Genomic DNA, 14,084 nt, shown 5'->3' with positions numbered 1-14,084 from the left:
GAGATGCGTGGGCGCGCCGTGTCGGGGGAGTACACGGCACTGAATCCCATTGTCAGGAAGGGGAGTTGATCGCGCAGCCCGCTCCACCGAGCCACAGGGGGCTCTTGAGGCGCACCGGCCGGATCGTCTGCCTCCGGTCACGCCATCACGCGCCTGCGCTGCCGCGCCCGCCGTACGCACGCTGCTTGACGAGCCCGGGGCCCGAGAGCATTATTCATCGCATGATGAATTATTCTTCCGGGCCGCCCGACACCCCTGCCGTCCACGCCGAAGGCCTCACCGTCGTCCGCGGCCCCCGCACCGTCCTACGCGGCCTCGACTTCACCGTCCCCCGCGGTCAGATCACCGGCCTCCTAGGTCCTTCCGGCTGCGGAAAATCCACCCTCATGCGCTCCGTCGTCGGCACCCAGGCCAAGGCCACCGGCACCCTCGACGTCCTTGGCCACCCCGCAGGACACCCCGCCCTGCGCACCCGCATCGGCTACGTCACCCAAGCCCCCTCCGTCTACGACGACCTGACCGTCCGCCAGAACCTCGCCTACTTCGCCGCGATCCTCGCCCCCGGCCACGCCGCCGCCGACCGCCGCCACACCGACGTCACCCGGGTCATCGACGACGTCGACCTCACCAGCCACGCCGACTCCCTCGCCGGCAACCTCTCCGGCGGCCAACGCAGCCGCGTCTCCCTGGCCGTGGCCCTCCTCGGCACCCCCGAACTCCTCGTCCTCGACGAACCCACCGTCGGCCTGGACCCCGTCCTGCGCCGCGACCTCTGGAACCTCTTCCACGACATCGCCACCCAGCGCGGCGCCACCCTCCTCATCTCCTCCCACGTCATGGACGAGGCCGAGCGCTGCCACCGCCTCCTCCTCATGCGCGAGGGCGAGATCCTCGCCGACGACACCCCGGACGCCCTGCGCACCCGCACCGGCTCCGACACCGTCGAAGACGCCTTCCTGCACCTCGTGGACGAGGCCGTCGCAGCGGGACGCAAGGAGAACAAGAAGGAGAACAAGAAGGAGAGCAAGCGGGAGAACGAGAGGGAGACGACCCGATGAGCACCACGACCGCCACCACGCCCGTCACCCCAGCCCCGACCAGCGCCCTCAACGCCTCCCGCACCCTCGCCACCGCGGCCCGCGTCCTGCGCCAGCTCCGCCACGACCCGCGTTCGATCGCGCTGATGATCCTGGTGCCCTGCGTGATGCTGTTCCTGCTGCGCTACGTCTTCGACGGCAGCCCGCGCACCTTCGACAACATCGGCGCCTCCCTCCTCGGGATCTTCCCCCTGATCACGATGTTCCTCGTCACCTCCATCGCCACCCTCCGCGAACGCACCTCCGGCACCCTCGAACGCCTACTCGCCATGCCCCTCGGCAAAGGCGACCTCATCGCCGGCTACGCCCTCGCCTTCGGCACCCTCGCGATCATCCAGTCCGCCCTCGCCACCGCCCTCGCCCTCTGGGGCCTCGGCCTCGACGTCACCGGCAGCCCCTGGCTCCTCCTCCTGGTCGCCCTGCTCGACGCGCTCCTCGGCACCGCCCTCGGCCTCTTCGTATCGGCCTTCGCCGCCTCCGAGTTCCAGGCCGTCCAGTTCATGCCGGCCGTGATCTTCCCCCAGCTCCTCCTCTGCGGCCTGTTCACACCCCGGGACAACATGCACCCCGTGCTGGAGGCCATCTCCGACGTACTCCCCATGTCCTACGCCGTCGACGGCATGAACGAGGTCCTCAAGCACACCGACATGACCGCCACCTTCGTCCGCGACGCCCTGATCGTGGCCGGCTGCGCCCTGCTGGTCCTGGGCCTGGGCGCGGCGACGCTGAGGCGCAGGACGCAATAGCCGACACCCGCGCACCCGGACAGCGGCCGACGTCCCGCCCACCGGACAACCGAGCCACACCCCCACCCCCGGTGCGAGGATGAACCCCGGACGACGCAACCCCCGGAGGGCACCCGCAGCCATGACCCAGAAAGTCGCAGTCCTCGGCACCGGCAAGATCGGCGAAGCCCTGCTCAGCGGAATGATCCGAGGCGGCTGGGCCCCGGCCGGCCTCCTCGTCACCGCCCGCCGGCAGGAGCGAGCCGAAGAACTCCGCGCGCGCTACGGAGTCACGCCGGTCACCAACGCCGAGGCCGCCAAGACCGCCGACACCCTGATCCTTACGGTCAAGCCGCAGGACATGGGCACCCTCCTGGACGAGCTCGCCCCGCACGTCCCCGCCGACCGACTGATCATCAGCGGTGCGGCAGGCATCCCCACCTCCTTCTTCGAGGAGCGCCTCGCCGCGGGCACCCCGGTCGTCCGCGTCATGACGAACACCCCCGCCCTCGTCGACGAGGCCATGTCCGTCATCTCCGGCGGCAGCCACGCCACCGCCGACCACCTCGCCCACGCCGAGGAGATCTTCGGCGCCGTCGGCAAGACGCTGCGCGTGCCCGAGTCCCAGCAGGACGCCTGCACCGCCCTCTCCGGCTCCGGCCCGGCGTACTTCTTCTACCTGGTCGAAGCCATGACGGACGCCGGCATCCTGCTCGGCCTGCCCCGCGACAAGGCCCACGACCTCATCGTCCAGTCCGCGATCGGCGCCGCCACGATGCTCCGCGACAGCGGCGAACACCCCGTCAAGCTCCGCGAGAACGTCACGTCCCCCGCGGGCACGACGATCAACGCCATCCGCGAGCTCGAGAACCACGGCGTACGAGCGGCCCTCATCGCCGCCCTCGAAGCCGCCCGCGACCGCAGCCGCGAACTGGCCTCCGGCAACAACTGACGACACCGGCCGCCCCACCCCAGGGAGGGGCGGCCCAGCGCATGCTCTAAGCGGTCACCCCGATATCGGCAGCCGCCGGCAGCAGCCCGATCGCCCGATACGCGGCATCCACGGTCGGCCGGGCCATCGCCCGAGCCTTCTCCGCACCATCCCGCAGCACCCCCTCCACATAGCCAGGATCCGCGCACAACTCCTTGTGCCTCTCCTGCACGGGCCTCAGAACCTCCACCACGGCGTCCGCAGTGTCCTTCTTCAAGGCGCCGTACGACTCATATACACCGCTCAGCTCCTCGGGGTTCCCACCCGAGCACGCCGCGAGGATCTCCAGCAGATTGGCCACCCCCGGCCGAGCCTCCCGGTCGTACACGACCTCGGACCCACTGTCGGTCACCGCCCGCATGACCTTCTTCCGTACGACGTCCGGCTCGTCCAGCAGATAGACGATCCCAGGCCCGACGTCGTCGCTCTTCCCCATCTTCGACGCCGGATCCTGAAGATTCATGACCCGAGCCGCCACACCGGGACGCGTGACCCGAGGCACCACGAACGTATGGCCGTACCGCTGGTTGAACCGCACCGCGATGTCCCGCGCCAGCTCCACATGCTGCGCCTGGTCGTCTCCGACCGGCACCTCGTCCGTCCGGTACGCCAGGATGTCCGCCGCCATCAGCACCGGATACGTCAGCAGCGACAGCCGCACACTCCCGCCACGCTCCCGCTCCCGCGCGGCCTTCTCCTTGTACTGGATCATCCGCCGCATCTCACCGTCCGTGGCCACGCACTCCAGCAGATACGACAGCCGCGCGTGCTCGTCCACATGACTCTGTACGAACACGGTGCACAGCTCCGGATCCAGCCCCGTGGCAAGCAACAGGGTCGCCGCCTGCCGACTGAGCCGCCGCACCCGCGCCGGATCGTGGTCCACGGTCAGCGCGTGCAGGTCTACGACGCAGAAGAGCGCGTCGGCCTGGTGCTGGTCCACGGCAGCCCACCGCCGCATGGCCCCCAGGTAGTTCCCCAGCGTCAGATGCCCGGTCGGCTTGACCCCACTGAAGACCCTTGTCATCTCTACTCCATCTCCTGGTCGGGACCGCCGCCTGTGCGGGCCGTCCCCCTGGAGCTCCGGAGGAGATACGAGAACGGCCGCCGAAGCGGCGGCCGTTGAGTGCATACGTAGGTCCGGCCGCCGTCAGGCGGCCCACCACAGCTGGGTGTACGTACGCGTCGTCATGCGTCCCACAGTACGCCTGGAGGGTCCCCTCCGGGGTGGGGTTGACACACCCGGACCCGGTCCGTAGTGTTCTCCGAGTTGTCCGACGTGAGAGCCGACTCCGGTCGGTCCCCGGACAGCCATTCCGCAGGTACCAGCAAACAATCGACGACCTGTCGTCGTGCGTATTGGCGTGCGTATTCGCGAAATGAGGAATCCACGTTCGAAAGGACGCGGACCCCCGATTAGCTCGGGGGCCGGGAATCCGCTAAAGTCTCACTCGTCGGAACGGCCCAACGGCCGGGAAGACAAGCCCCGCTGACTGGGAGTCAGGCCCGAAAGGATCTGATAGAGTCGGAACCGCCGGAAAGGGAAACGCGAAAGCGGAAACCTGGAAAGCACCGAGGAAATCGGAACCGGAAACGGTCTGATAGAGTCGGAAACGCAAGACCGAAGGGAAAAGCCCGGAGGAAAGCCTGAGAGAGTCTCTCGGGTGAGTACAAAGGAAGCGTCCGTTCCTTGAGAACTCAACAGCGTGCCAAAAATCAACGCCAGATTTAGTTGATACCCCGTCTCCGACCGGTTCCGGTTGGGGCGAGGTTCCTTTGAAGAAACATACAGCGAGGACGCTGTGAACCATCGGATTATTCCTCCGGTGGTTCCGCTCTCGTGTGTGTGCACCGGATTACCGGTAAACATTCACGGAGAGTTTGATCCTGGCTCAGGACGAACGCTGGCGGCGTGCTTAACACATGCAAGTCGAACGATGAACCACTTCGGTGGGGATTAGTGGCGAACGGGTGAGTAACACGTGGGCAATCTGCCCTTCACTCTGGGACAAGCCCTGGAAACGGGGTCTAATACCGGATACCACTACCGCAGGCATCTGTGGTGGTTGAAAGCTCCGGCGGTGAAGGATGAGCCCGCGGCCTATCAGCTTGTTGGTGAGGTAATGGCTCACCAAGGCGACGACGGGTAGCCGGCCTGAGAGGGCGACCGGCCACACTGGGACTGAGACACGGCCCAGACTCCTACGGGAGGCAGCAGTGGGGAATATTGCACAATGGGCGAAAGCCTGATGCAGCGACGCCGCGTGAGGGATGACGGCCTTCGGGTTGTAAACCTCTTTCAGCAGGGAAGAAGCGAAAGTGACGGTACCTGCAGAAGAAGCGCCGGCTAACTACGTGCCAGCAGCCGCGGTAATACGTAGGGCGCAAGCGTTGTCCGGAATTATTGGGCGTAAAGAGCTCGTAGGCGGCTTGTCACGTCGGGTGTGAAAGCCCGGGGCTTAACCCCGGGTCTGCATTCGATACGGGCTAGCTAGAGTGTGGTAGGGGAGATCGGAATTCCTGGTGTAGCGGTGAAATGCGCAGATATCAGGAGGAACACCGGTGGCGAAGGCGGATCTCTGGGCCATTACTGACGCTGAGGAGCGAAAGCGTGGGGAGCGAACAGGATTAGATACCCTGGTAGTCCACGCCGTAAACGGTGGGAACTAGGTGTTGGCGACATTCCACGTCGTCGGTGCCGCAGCTAACGCATTAAGTTCCCCGCCTGGGGAGTACGGCCGCAAGGCTAAAACTCAAAGGAATTGACGGGGGCCCGCACAAGCAGCGGAGCATGTGGCTTAATTCGACGCAACGCGAAGAACCTTACCAAGGCTTGACATACACCGGAAAGCATTAGAGATAGTGCCCCCCTTGTGGTCGGTGTACAGGTGGTGCATGGCTGTCGTCAGCTCGTGTCGTGAGATGTTGGGTTAAGTCCCGCAACGAGCGCAACCCTTGTCCTGTGTTGCCAGCATGCCCTTCGGGGTGATGGGGACTCACAGGAGACCGCCGGGGTCAACTCGGAGGAAGGTGGGGACGACGTCAAGTCATCATGCCCCTTATGTCTTGGGCTGCACACGTGCTACAATGGCAGGTACAATGAGCTGCGAAACCGTGAGGTGGAGCGAATCTCAAAAAGCCTGTCTCAGTTCGGATTGGGGTCTGCAACTCGACCCCATGAAGTCGGAGTTGCTAGTAATCGCAGATCAGCATTGCTGCGGTGAATACGTTCCCGGGCCTTGTACACACCGCCCGTCACGTCACGAAAGTCGGTAACACCCGAAGCCGGTGGCCCAACCCCTTGTGGGAGGGAGCTGTCGAAGGTGGGACCAGCGATTGGGACGAAGTCGTAACAAGGTAGCCGTACCGGAAGGTGCGGCTGGATCACCTCCTTTCTAAGGAGCACTTCTAGGCAGCCGCAAGGTTGTCCAGAGGCCAGCATGCGAGCGAATGTCTCGCACTGGTTGCTCATGGGTGGAACGTTGATTATTCGGCACTTTCAGTCATCTCGGACTGCCAGTACTGCTCTTCGGAGCGTGGAAAGCTGATCATGAGTGGCGAGGGTGTCGGGCACGCTGTTGGGTGTCTGAGGGAATGAACCCCCTCGATGCCGGCCCCGGTGAAGCATCGCGTGAGCGGTGTGTGACGGGTGGCTGGTCGTTGTTTGAGAACTGCACAGTGGACGCGAGCATCTGTGGCCAAGTTTTTAAGGGCGCACGGTGGATGCCTTGGCACCAGGAACCGATGAAGGACGTGGGAGGCCACGATAGTCCCCGGGGAGTCGTCAACCAGGCTTTGATCCGGGGGTTTCCGAATGGGGAAACCCGGCAGTCGTCATGGGCTGTCACCCATACCTGAACACATAGGGTATGTGGAGGGAACGCGGGGAAGTGAAACATCTCAGTACCCGCAGGAAGAGAAAACAACCGTGATTCCGGGAGTAGTGGCGAGCGAAACCGGATGAGGCCAAACCGTATGCGTGTGAGACCCGGCAGGGGTTGCGTATACGGGGTTGTGGGATCTCTCTTTCACAGTCTGCCGGCTGTGAGACGAGTCAGAAACCGTTGATGTAGGCGAAGGACATGCGAAAGGTCCGGCGTAGAGGGTAAGACCCCCGTAGTCGAAACATCAGCGGCTCGTTTGAGAGACACCCAAGTAGCACGGGGCCCGAGAAATCCCGTGTGAATCTGGCGGGACCACCCGCTAAGCCTAAATATTCCCTGGTGACCGATAGCGGATAGTACCGTGAGGGAATGGTGAAAAGTACCGCGGGAGCGGAGTGAAATAGTACCTGAAACCGTGTGCCTACAAGCCGTGGGAGCGTCGGAACAAGGCTTGCCTTGTTCTCGTGACTGCGTGCCTTTTGAAGAATGAGCCTGCGAGTTTGCGGTGTGTTGCGAGGTTAACCCGTGTGGGGAAGCCGTAGCGAAAGCGAGTCCGAATAGGGCGATAGAGTAGCGCGCTCAAGACCCGAAGCGGAGTGATCTAGCCATGGGCAGGTTGAAGCGGAGGTAAGACTTCGTGGAGGACCGAACCCACCAGGGTTGAAAACCTGGGGGATGACCTGTGGTTAGGGGTGAAAGGCCAATCAAACTCCGTGATAGCTGGTTCTCCCCGAAATGCATTTAGGTGCAGCGTCGTGTGTTTCTTGCCGGAGGTAGAGCACTGGATAGGCGATGGGCCCTACCGGGTTACTGACCTTAGCCAAACTCCGAATGCCGGTAAGTGAGAGCGCGGCAGTGAGACTGTGGGGGATAAGCTCCATGGTCGAGAGGGAAACAGCCCAGAGCATCGACTAAGGCCCCTAAGCGTACGCTAAGTGGGAAAGGATGTGGAGTCGCACAGACAACCAGGAGGTTGGCTTAGAAGCAGCCACCCTTGAAAGAGTGCGTAATAGCTCACTGGTCTAGTGATTCCGCGCCGACAATGTAGCGGGGCTCAAGCGTACCGCCGAAGTCGTGTCATTCATACAATAGGGCCAACGCCTGTATGGATGGGTAGGGGAGCGTCGTGTGCCGGGTGAAGCCGCAGCGGAAGCTAGTGGTGGACGGTTCACGAGTGAGAATGCAGGCATGAGTAGCGATACACACGTGAGAAACGTGTGCGCCGATTGACTAAGGGTTCCTGGGTCAAGCTGATCTGCCCAGGGTAAGTCGGGACCTAAGGCGAGGCCGACAGGCGTAGTCGATGGATAACCGGTTGATATTCCGGTACCCGCTGTGAAGCGTCAAACATCGAACCCATTAATGCTAAGGCCGTGAAGCCGTTCCGGACCCTTCGGGGAAAGGAAAGTGGTGGAGCCGCCGAACCAAGGTGGTAGTAGGTGAGTGATGGGGTGACGCAGGAAGGTAGTCCATCCCGGGCGGTGGTTGTCCCGGGGTAAGGGTGTAGGCCGAGTGGTAGGCAAATCCGCCGCTCATTAAGGCTGAGACCTGATGCCGAGCCGATTGTGGTGAAGTGGATGATCCTATGCTGTCGAGAAAAGCCTCTAGCGAGTTTCATGGCGGCCCGTACCCTAAACCGACTCAGGTGGTCAGGTAGAGAATACCGAGGCGTTCGGGTGAACTATGGTTAAGGAACTCGGCAAAATGCCCCCGTAACTTCGGGAGAAGGGGGGCCATCACTGGTGAGGGGACTTGCTCTCCGAGCTGGGGGTGGCCGCAGAGACCAGCGAGAAGCGACTGTTTACTAAAAACACAGGTCCGTGCGAAGCCGTAAGGCGATGTATACGGACTGACGCCTGCCCGGTGCTGGAACGTTAAGGGGACCGGTTAGTGCGCTTTCGGGCGTGCGAAGCTGAGAACTTAAGCGCCAGTAAACGGCGGTGGTAACTATAACCATCCTAAGGTAGCGAAATTCCTTGTCGGGTAAGTTCCGACCTGCACGAATGGCGTAACGACTTCTCGACTGTCTCAACCATAGGCCCGGTGAAATTGCACTACGAGTAAAGATGCTCGTTTCGCGCAGCAGGACGGAAAGACCCCGGGACCTTTACTACAGTTTGATATTGGTGTTCGGTTCGGCTTGTGTAGGATAGCTGGGAGACTTTGAAGCGGCCACGCCAGTGGTTGTGGAGTCGTCGTTGAAATACCAGTCTGGTCGTGCTGGATGTCTAACCTGGGTCCGTGATCCGGATCAGGGACAGTGTCTGATGGGTAGTTTAACTGGGGCGGTTGCCTCCTAAAGAGTAACGGAGGCGCCCAAAGGTTCCCTCAGCCTGGTTGGCAATCAGGTGTTGAGTGTAAGTGCACAAGGGAGCTTGACTGTGAGACCGACGGGTCGAGCAGGGACGAAAGTCGGGACTAGTGATCCGGCGGTGGCTTGTGGAAGCGCCGTCGCTCAACGGATAAAAGGTACCCCGGGGATAACAGGCTGATCTTCCCCAAGAGTCCATATCGACGGGATGGTTTGGCACCTCGATGTCGGCTCGTCGCATCCTGGGGCTGGAGTCGGTCCCAAGGGTTGGGCTGTTCGCCCATTAAAGCGGTACGCGAGCTGGGTTTAGAACGTCGTGAGACAGTTCGGTCCCTATCCGCTGCGCGCGCAGGAATATTGAGAAGGGCTGTCCCTAGTACGAGAGGACCGGGACGGACGAACCTCTGGTGTGCCAGTTGTTCTGCCAAGGGCATGGCTGGTTGGCTACGTTCGGGAGGGATAACCGCTGAAAGCATCTAAGCGGGAAGCCTGCTTCGAGATGAGTATTCCCACCCACTTGATGGGGTAAGGCTCCCAGTAGACGACTGGGTTGATAGGCCGGATCTGGAAGCCCAGTAATGGGTGGAGGTGACCGGTACTAATAGGCCGAGGGCTTGTCCTCAGTTGCTCGCGTCCACTGTGTTGGTTCTGAAACCACGAACGGCCCCATGCCCATGGTCACGGGTGTGGTGCGGCATGTTTGACAGTTTCATAGTGTTTCGGTGGTCATAGCGTGAGGGAAACGCCCGGTTACATTCCGAACCCGGAAGCTAAGCCTTACAGCGCCGATGGTACTGCAGGGGGGACCCTGTGGGAGAGTAGGACGCCGCCGAACAAAATTTGAGAAAACCCCGCACCGGTTCGGTGCGGGGTTTTCTGCGTTTAGGCTCAGGGTCATGCGCTATGACCTGGTGATTTTCGACAATGACGGTGTCCTCGTGGACAGCGAGCCGATTTCCAATCGCTTGCTGGCCGCCTATCTGACGGAGCTCGGGCACCCGACCTCGTACGAGGACTCCATCCGGGACTACATGGGGTCCGCGATGCATCGGATCCATGATCTGGTGCTGGAGCGTACGGGGGAGCCGTTGCCGGCGGAGTTCGACGACGTCTTTCACGGGCGGGTGTTTGACGCGTTCGAGCGGGAGTTGAAGCCCGTGGGCGGTGCGGTGGATGTGCTGGAGGAGCTGGCGGGCGCCGGAGTGCCGTACTGCGTGGCCTCGTCCGGGAGTCATGAGCGGATTCGGGTGGGGCATCGGACGACGGGGCTGGACCGGTGGTTCGAGGAGTCGCGGGTCTTCAGTTCGCAGGATGTGGGGCGGGGTAAGCCGGCGCCGGATCTGTTCCTGTACGCCGCTGAGCGGATGGGGGTGGCGCCGGAGCGGTGTGTCGTCGTCGAGGACAGTCCGCTGGGGGTGCAGGCGGCTGTGGCGGCCGGCATGGAGGTGTACGGGTTCACCGCCATGACGCCTGCCGCCAAGCTCGCCGATGCCACTCAACTCTTCTCCGACATGGGGGACTTGGTGGGTCTGCTGCGGTGACCTCGCGCCTGACATTTGTCATGGCGAGCTCCGGACGATCGTTTCTACTGGGAGACCCCCGGCGGACGAGAAGCTGAGGGCATGAAGACGACGAGTACGAGCAAGCAGAACCCCTTCCGCCCCCTGGTCCTGGACGTGGCGGTGCCTGTCGGGTCGTACTACCTCTTCCGGGACGCCTTCGGGATGAGTACCTTCGCGGCGCTGGCCTGGAGCAGTGTGGTGCCTGCCGGGCGGACGGTGTGGTGTGCGGTCAGGGAGCGGAAGGCCAACGGGCTCGCGGGGCTCATCCTGGTCGTGAACGTCGTGTCGCTGCTGCTCAGCTTTGTCACCGGGGATCCGCGGCTGATGCTCGCCAAGGACAGTGCGGTCAGCAGCACGGTCGGGATCGGGATCCTGGTGTCGGTGGTGCTGGGGCGGCCGATGATGACGGCCGCTCTCAAGCCTTTCCTCGTCAAGGCGGACGCGGCCAAGCAGGCAGCGTGGGAGCGGCTCCTGGGCGGTACCGCCGTAGGTTCTGCCTCGGCGGACTTCCGGCGGGCCGAGCGGGTCTTCTCGGTGGTGTGGGGTGTGGTGCTGCTCGCGGAGTGCGTGGTGCGGATCGTGGGGGCGTACACCGTGCCCGTGGACACCATGGTGTGGCTGGGCTCGGTCGTCATGGTCGGGGCGATGGTGCTCGGGATGGTGGTCGGTGGGGCGCTGGCCGCCGGGCCCATGGAGCGGATGATCGCCGCGGAGGTCGAGGCTGAGGCCGGGGCCGAGAAGGCTGCCAAGGTGGGGGTCGCCATCGCCGCCTGACGGGCTTGCTCGTCAAAGCTGAGGGAAATTCATCTTTGGCTGGATCTACCCACGGGTAGTCCGGGGCCCTACGCTCGCCGCCATGACAGATGTGCTGCGGCGCGGTAGGGCCTCGTTGGCGTTCAGCTTCTTTGCGCAGGGGGTCGCCTTTGCCTTGCTGGTGACGCGGATTCCGGCGATCCAGGACCGGTACGGCATCTCCGACGCGCTGCTGCCGGCCTTCCTGGCCGCCGTACCGGTGCTGGCCGGGGTCGGGAGCGTCACGACCGAGAAGGTGGTGAAGCGAATACCGCCGAGCCGACTGCTGCGCTGGGCCCAGCCGGTCGTGCTGCTGGCGCTGCTCGGGGTCGGGGCCGGGGACGCGATGGTCGAGCTGGCGATCGCGCTGGCCGCCTTCGGGCTCGCCGTGGGTGCGCTGGACGCCTCGATGAACATGCTCGGGGTCAGTCTCCAGCGGGCGTACGGGCGGAGCATCATGCTCAGCTTCCATGCCGTGTTCAGCCTGGGCGGGATCGTGGGCGCGTCCCTGGCGTGGGTGGGGGCGCACTGGGATCTGGCGTTGTTCGTGTCGTATCTGCCGGTGGTGGTCGTGCTGCTGCCGGCCGCCTTCGTCGGGAGTCGGTGGTACGTCGACAGCGGTGATCCCGAGCCGGTGGAGGCGCAGGCTGGCGGGGGCGGGGGCGGTGTGGTCTTCAAGGCGCTGCTGCCGCTGTGTCTGGTGATGACCTTCGCGTACATCGGGGACTCGACCGTCTCCAACTGGAGCGCCAAGTATTTGCAGGACGTGCTGGGGAGCTCGGAGCAGTTGGCGACCGTGCCGTACAACGTCTACATGATCACCACCCTGATCGGGCGGGGGCTCGGGGACTTCGGGGTACGGCGGTTCGGGGCCGTGACGGTGGTGCGGGCGGGGGCCGTGGTGGCCGCGCTCGGGTTCGCGGTGGTGGCTTCGGCGCCGGGGGCGTGGGTCGGGATGCTCGGGTTCACGTTGCTGGGGCTGGGGCTGTGTGTGCTGGTGCCGCAGACCTTCGCGGCGGCCGGACGGCTGTTTCCGGGGGCGTCCGATGCGGCTGTCGCCCGGCTCAATGTCTTCAACTATGTGGGGTTTTTGATCGGTTCGCCGTTGGTGGGGGCGCTGGGCGACGCCTGGAGTTATCGCGGGGCGATGCTGGTGCCGATGGTGTTGGTGCTGGTGACGCTTGTGTACGCCCGGTCGTTCGCCGCTCAACCGGACCGATACGGTGGCGGGCATGAGCGGCCGCGCACAGCTGATGTGGGACGAGGCAGTAACGGGATATGACTTCGGTCCGGAGCATCCGATGGATCCGGTCCGGCTTGCGCTGACCCGGAGCCTGGTGAGTGCCTTCGGGCTGGACCGGGAGCTGGAGGTCGTGGCCGCGAAGCCCGCCGGGGAGTCGACGCTGCGGCTGGTGCACCGGGAGGACTACATCGAGGCCGTGAAGGCGGCGTCGGAGAATCCCGGGGCGGCGGTCGGGGAGTACGGGATCGGGACGCTGGACGATCCCGCCTTCGCCGGGATGCACGAGGTGTCCGCGATGATCGCGGGGCAGTCGGTGGGGGCTGCTGAGGCGGTGTGGCGCGGGGACGCGCTGCACGCGGTGAACTTCGCGGGTGGGCTGCATCATGCGATGCCGGGGGGTGCGTCGGGGTTCTGTATCTACAACGACGCTTCGCTGGCGATCGCGCGGTTGTTGGAGTTGGGGGCGGAGCGGGTCGCGTATGTGGATGTCGATGTGCATCACGGGGACGGGGTGCAGGCGGCGTTCTGGGAGGATCCGCGGGTTCTGACGATCTCGCTGCACGAGCATCCGCGGACGTTGTTTCCGCAGACCGGGTGGGCCGAGGAGACCGGGGCGGCGGGTGCTGCGGAGGGGAGTGCGGTCAATGTCGCGTTGCCTGCGGGGACCGGGGACGCGGGGTGGTTGCGGGCGTTCCATGCGGTGGTGCCTGAGCTGCTGGCCGACTTCCGGCCGCAGGTGCTGGTGACGCAGCACGGGGCGGATACGCACTTCGAGGATCCGTTGGCACATCTGGCCGTGTCGTTGGATGCGCAGCGGGCTGTGCAGGTGGCCTGTCATGAGCTGGCGCACTCTTACGCCGACGGGCGGTGGGTGGCGTTGGGCGGGGGCGGGTACGCGGTGGTGGACGTCGTGCCTCGGTCGTGGACGCATCTCGTGGGGATCGCTGCGGGGCGGGAGTTGGCGCCGGAGAGTGTGGTTCCGGAGAGCTGGCGGCAGGAAGTGTTCGCGCGTACGCGGCAGTTGGCGCCCATGCGGATGACTGATGGGCGGTGGCCGGTGGAGTGGGCGGGCTGGGAGGCGGGGTACGACCCGGCGGACCGGCTGGATCAGGCGGTGCTGGCTACTCGGCGGGCGGTGTTTCCGTTGCGGGGGTTGTTGGCGTAGGGCTGCTGTCGGCTCGGCTCGGCTCGGCTCGGCTCGGCTCGGCTGGCCGGGCTGGGCTGGGTGGTTGCCCGGCGTCGGTGCTGGGCGGGGGTGGGTTTCGCTCGCCCGCGCTGGCGGGGTGCCGCTGCGCCCACCCGTGCCGCCCCAGCGGCACGACTGCCCGCAGCTACGGCGGATGGGCGGACGCAGGCCCTGTGGTGCGACTGCCGGCAGCTGCGGCGGGCGGGTGGGTGTCGGCGCTGCGGTGGGACTGCCGGTAGCTGTGGTGGGTGGGTGGGTGTCGGCCCTGTGGTGCGACTGGCCGCAGCTGTGGT

At 64.6% G+C, this 14,084-nt stretch carries 8 protein-coding genes and 3 rRNA genes; 10 read left to right on the top strand and 1 reads right to left on the bottom strand.

Annotation, left to right across the window (positions count from 1 at the left end; all coding sequences use genetic code 11):
• Positions 1–221 precede the first annotated feature (221 nt).
• From OG866_RS19280 to proC, 3 genes are all read left to right on the top strand, one after another.
• On the top strand, positions 222–1,058 hold the full coding sequence (locus OG866_RS19280) for an ABC transporter ATP-binding protein (protein ID WP_329336313.1): 837 nt from the start codon (positions 222–224) through the stop codon (positions 1,056–1,058).
• A complete protein-coding gene (locus OG866_RS19275; RefSeq protein WP_329336312.1) occupies positions 1,055–1,843 on the top strand; it encodes an ABC transporter permease in 789 nt (262 codons plus the stop codon). Before OG866_RS19280 ends, OG866_RS19275 begins: the two co-directional genes overlap by 4 nt.
• A 121-nt stretch (positions 1,844–1,964) precedes the next feature.
• Positions 1,965–2,774, top strand: a complete 810-nt coding sequence (proC, locus tag OG866_RS19270; protein ID WP_329336311.1) for a pyrroline-5-carboxylate reductase — start codon at positions 1,965–1,967, stop codon at positions 2,772–2,774.
• Between the two features lie 46 nt (positions 2,775–2,820).
• On the opposite strand, the gene trpS is transcribed toward proC, so the two are convergent.
• Positions 2,821–3,840 (bottom strand): tryptophan--tRNA ligase, encoded by a 1,020-nt coding sequence (trpS, locus tag OG866_RS19265; protein ID WP_329336310.1) that lies wholly within the window; start codon positions 3,838–3,840, stop codon positions 2,821–2,823.
• An 842-nt stretch (positions 3,841–4,682) separates the two neighbouring features.
• Between trpS and OG866_RS19260 the strand changes: the two genes are divergently transcribed.
• The 7 genes from OG866_RS19260 to OG866_RS19230 all read left to right on the top strand — a co-directional run bounded on the left by OG866_RS19260 (position 4,683) and on the right by OG866_RS19230 (position 13,770).
• A 16S ribosomal RNA gene (locus tag OG866_RS19260) occupies positions 4,683–6,208 on the top strand.
• Between the two features lie 301 nt (positions 6,209–6,509).
• Positions 6,510–9,630, top strand: a 23S ribosomal RNA gene (locus tag OG866_RS19255).
• Between the two features lie 96 nt (positions 9,631–9,726).
• Positions 9,727–9,843 (top strand): 5S ribosomal RNA (gene rrf / locus OG866_RS19250).
• Together the 16S, 23S and 5S rRNA genes form the textbook arrangement of a ribosomal RNA operon.
• 61 nt (positions 9,844–9,904) lie before the next feature.
• Positions 9,905–10,549 (top strand): HAD family hydrolase, encoded by a 645-nt coding sequence (locus OG866_RS19245; RefSeq protein WP_329336309.1) that lies wholly within the window; start codon positions 9,905–9,907, stop codon positions 10,547–10,549.
• 81 nt (positions 10,550–10,630) lie between these two features.
• The gene (locus tag OG866_RS19240; RefSeq protein ID WP_329336308.1) at positions 10,631–11,344 is read left to right on the top strand and encodes a VC0807 family protein; all 714 of its coding nucleotides are present in this window, start codon (positions 10,631–10,633) and stop codon (positions 11,342–11,344) included.
• Between the two features lie 82 nt (positions 11,345–11,426).
• Positions 11,427–12,644: an MFS transporter gene (locus tag OG866_RS19235; protein ID WP_329336307.1), complete on the top strand. Its 1,218-nt coding sequence runs from the start codon at positions 11,427–11,429 to the stop codon at positions 12,642–12,644.
• Complete coding sequence (locus OG866_RS19230) at positions 12,595–13,770, top strand: acetoin utilization protein AcuC (protein WP_329336305.1); 1,176 nt, start codon at positions 12,595–12,597, stop codon at positions 13,768–13,770. The genes OG866_RS19235 and OG866_RS19230 overlap by 50 nt, the downstream gene beginning before the upstream one ends.
• Positions 13,771–14,084 lie beyond the last annotated feature (314 nt).

Origin of the sequence: Streptomyces sp. NBC_00663 (genome assembly GCF_036226885.1) — a bacterium.
Taxonomy (GTDB): Bacteria; Actinomycetota; Actinomycetes; order Streptomycetales; family Streptomycetaceae; genus Streptomyces.
The sequence above is the reverse complement of the archived record's forward strand: the minus strand, read 5'-3'. Positions and strand labels throughout refer to the sequence as shown.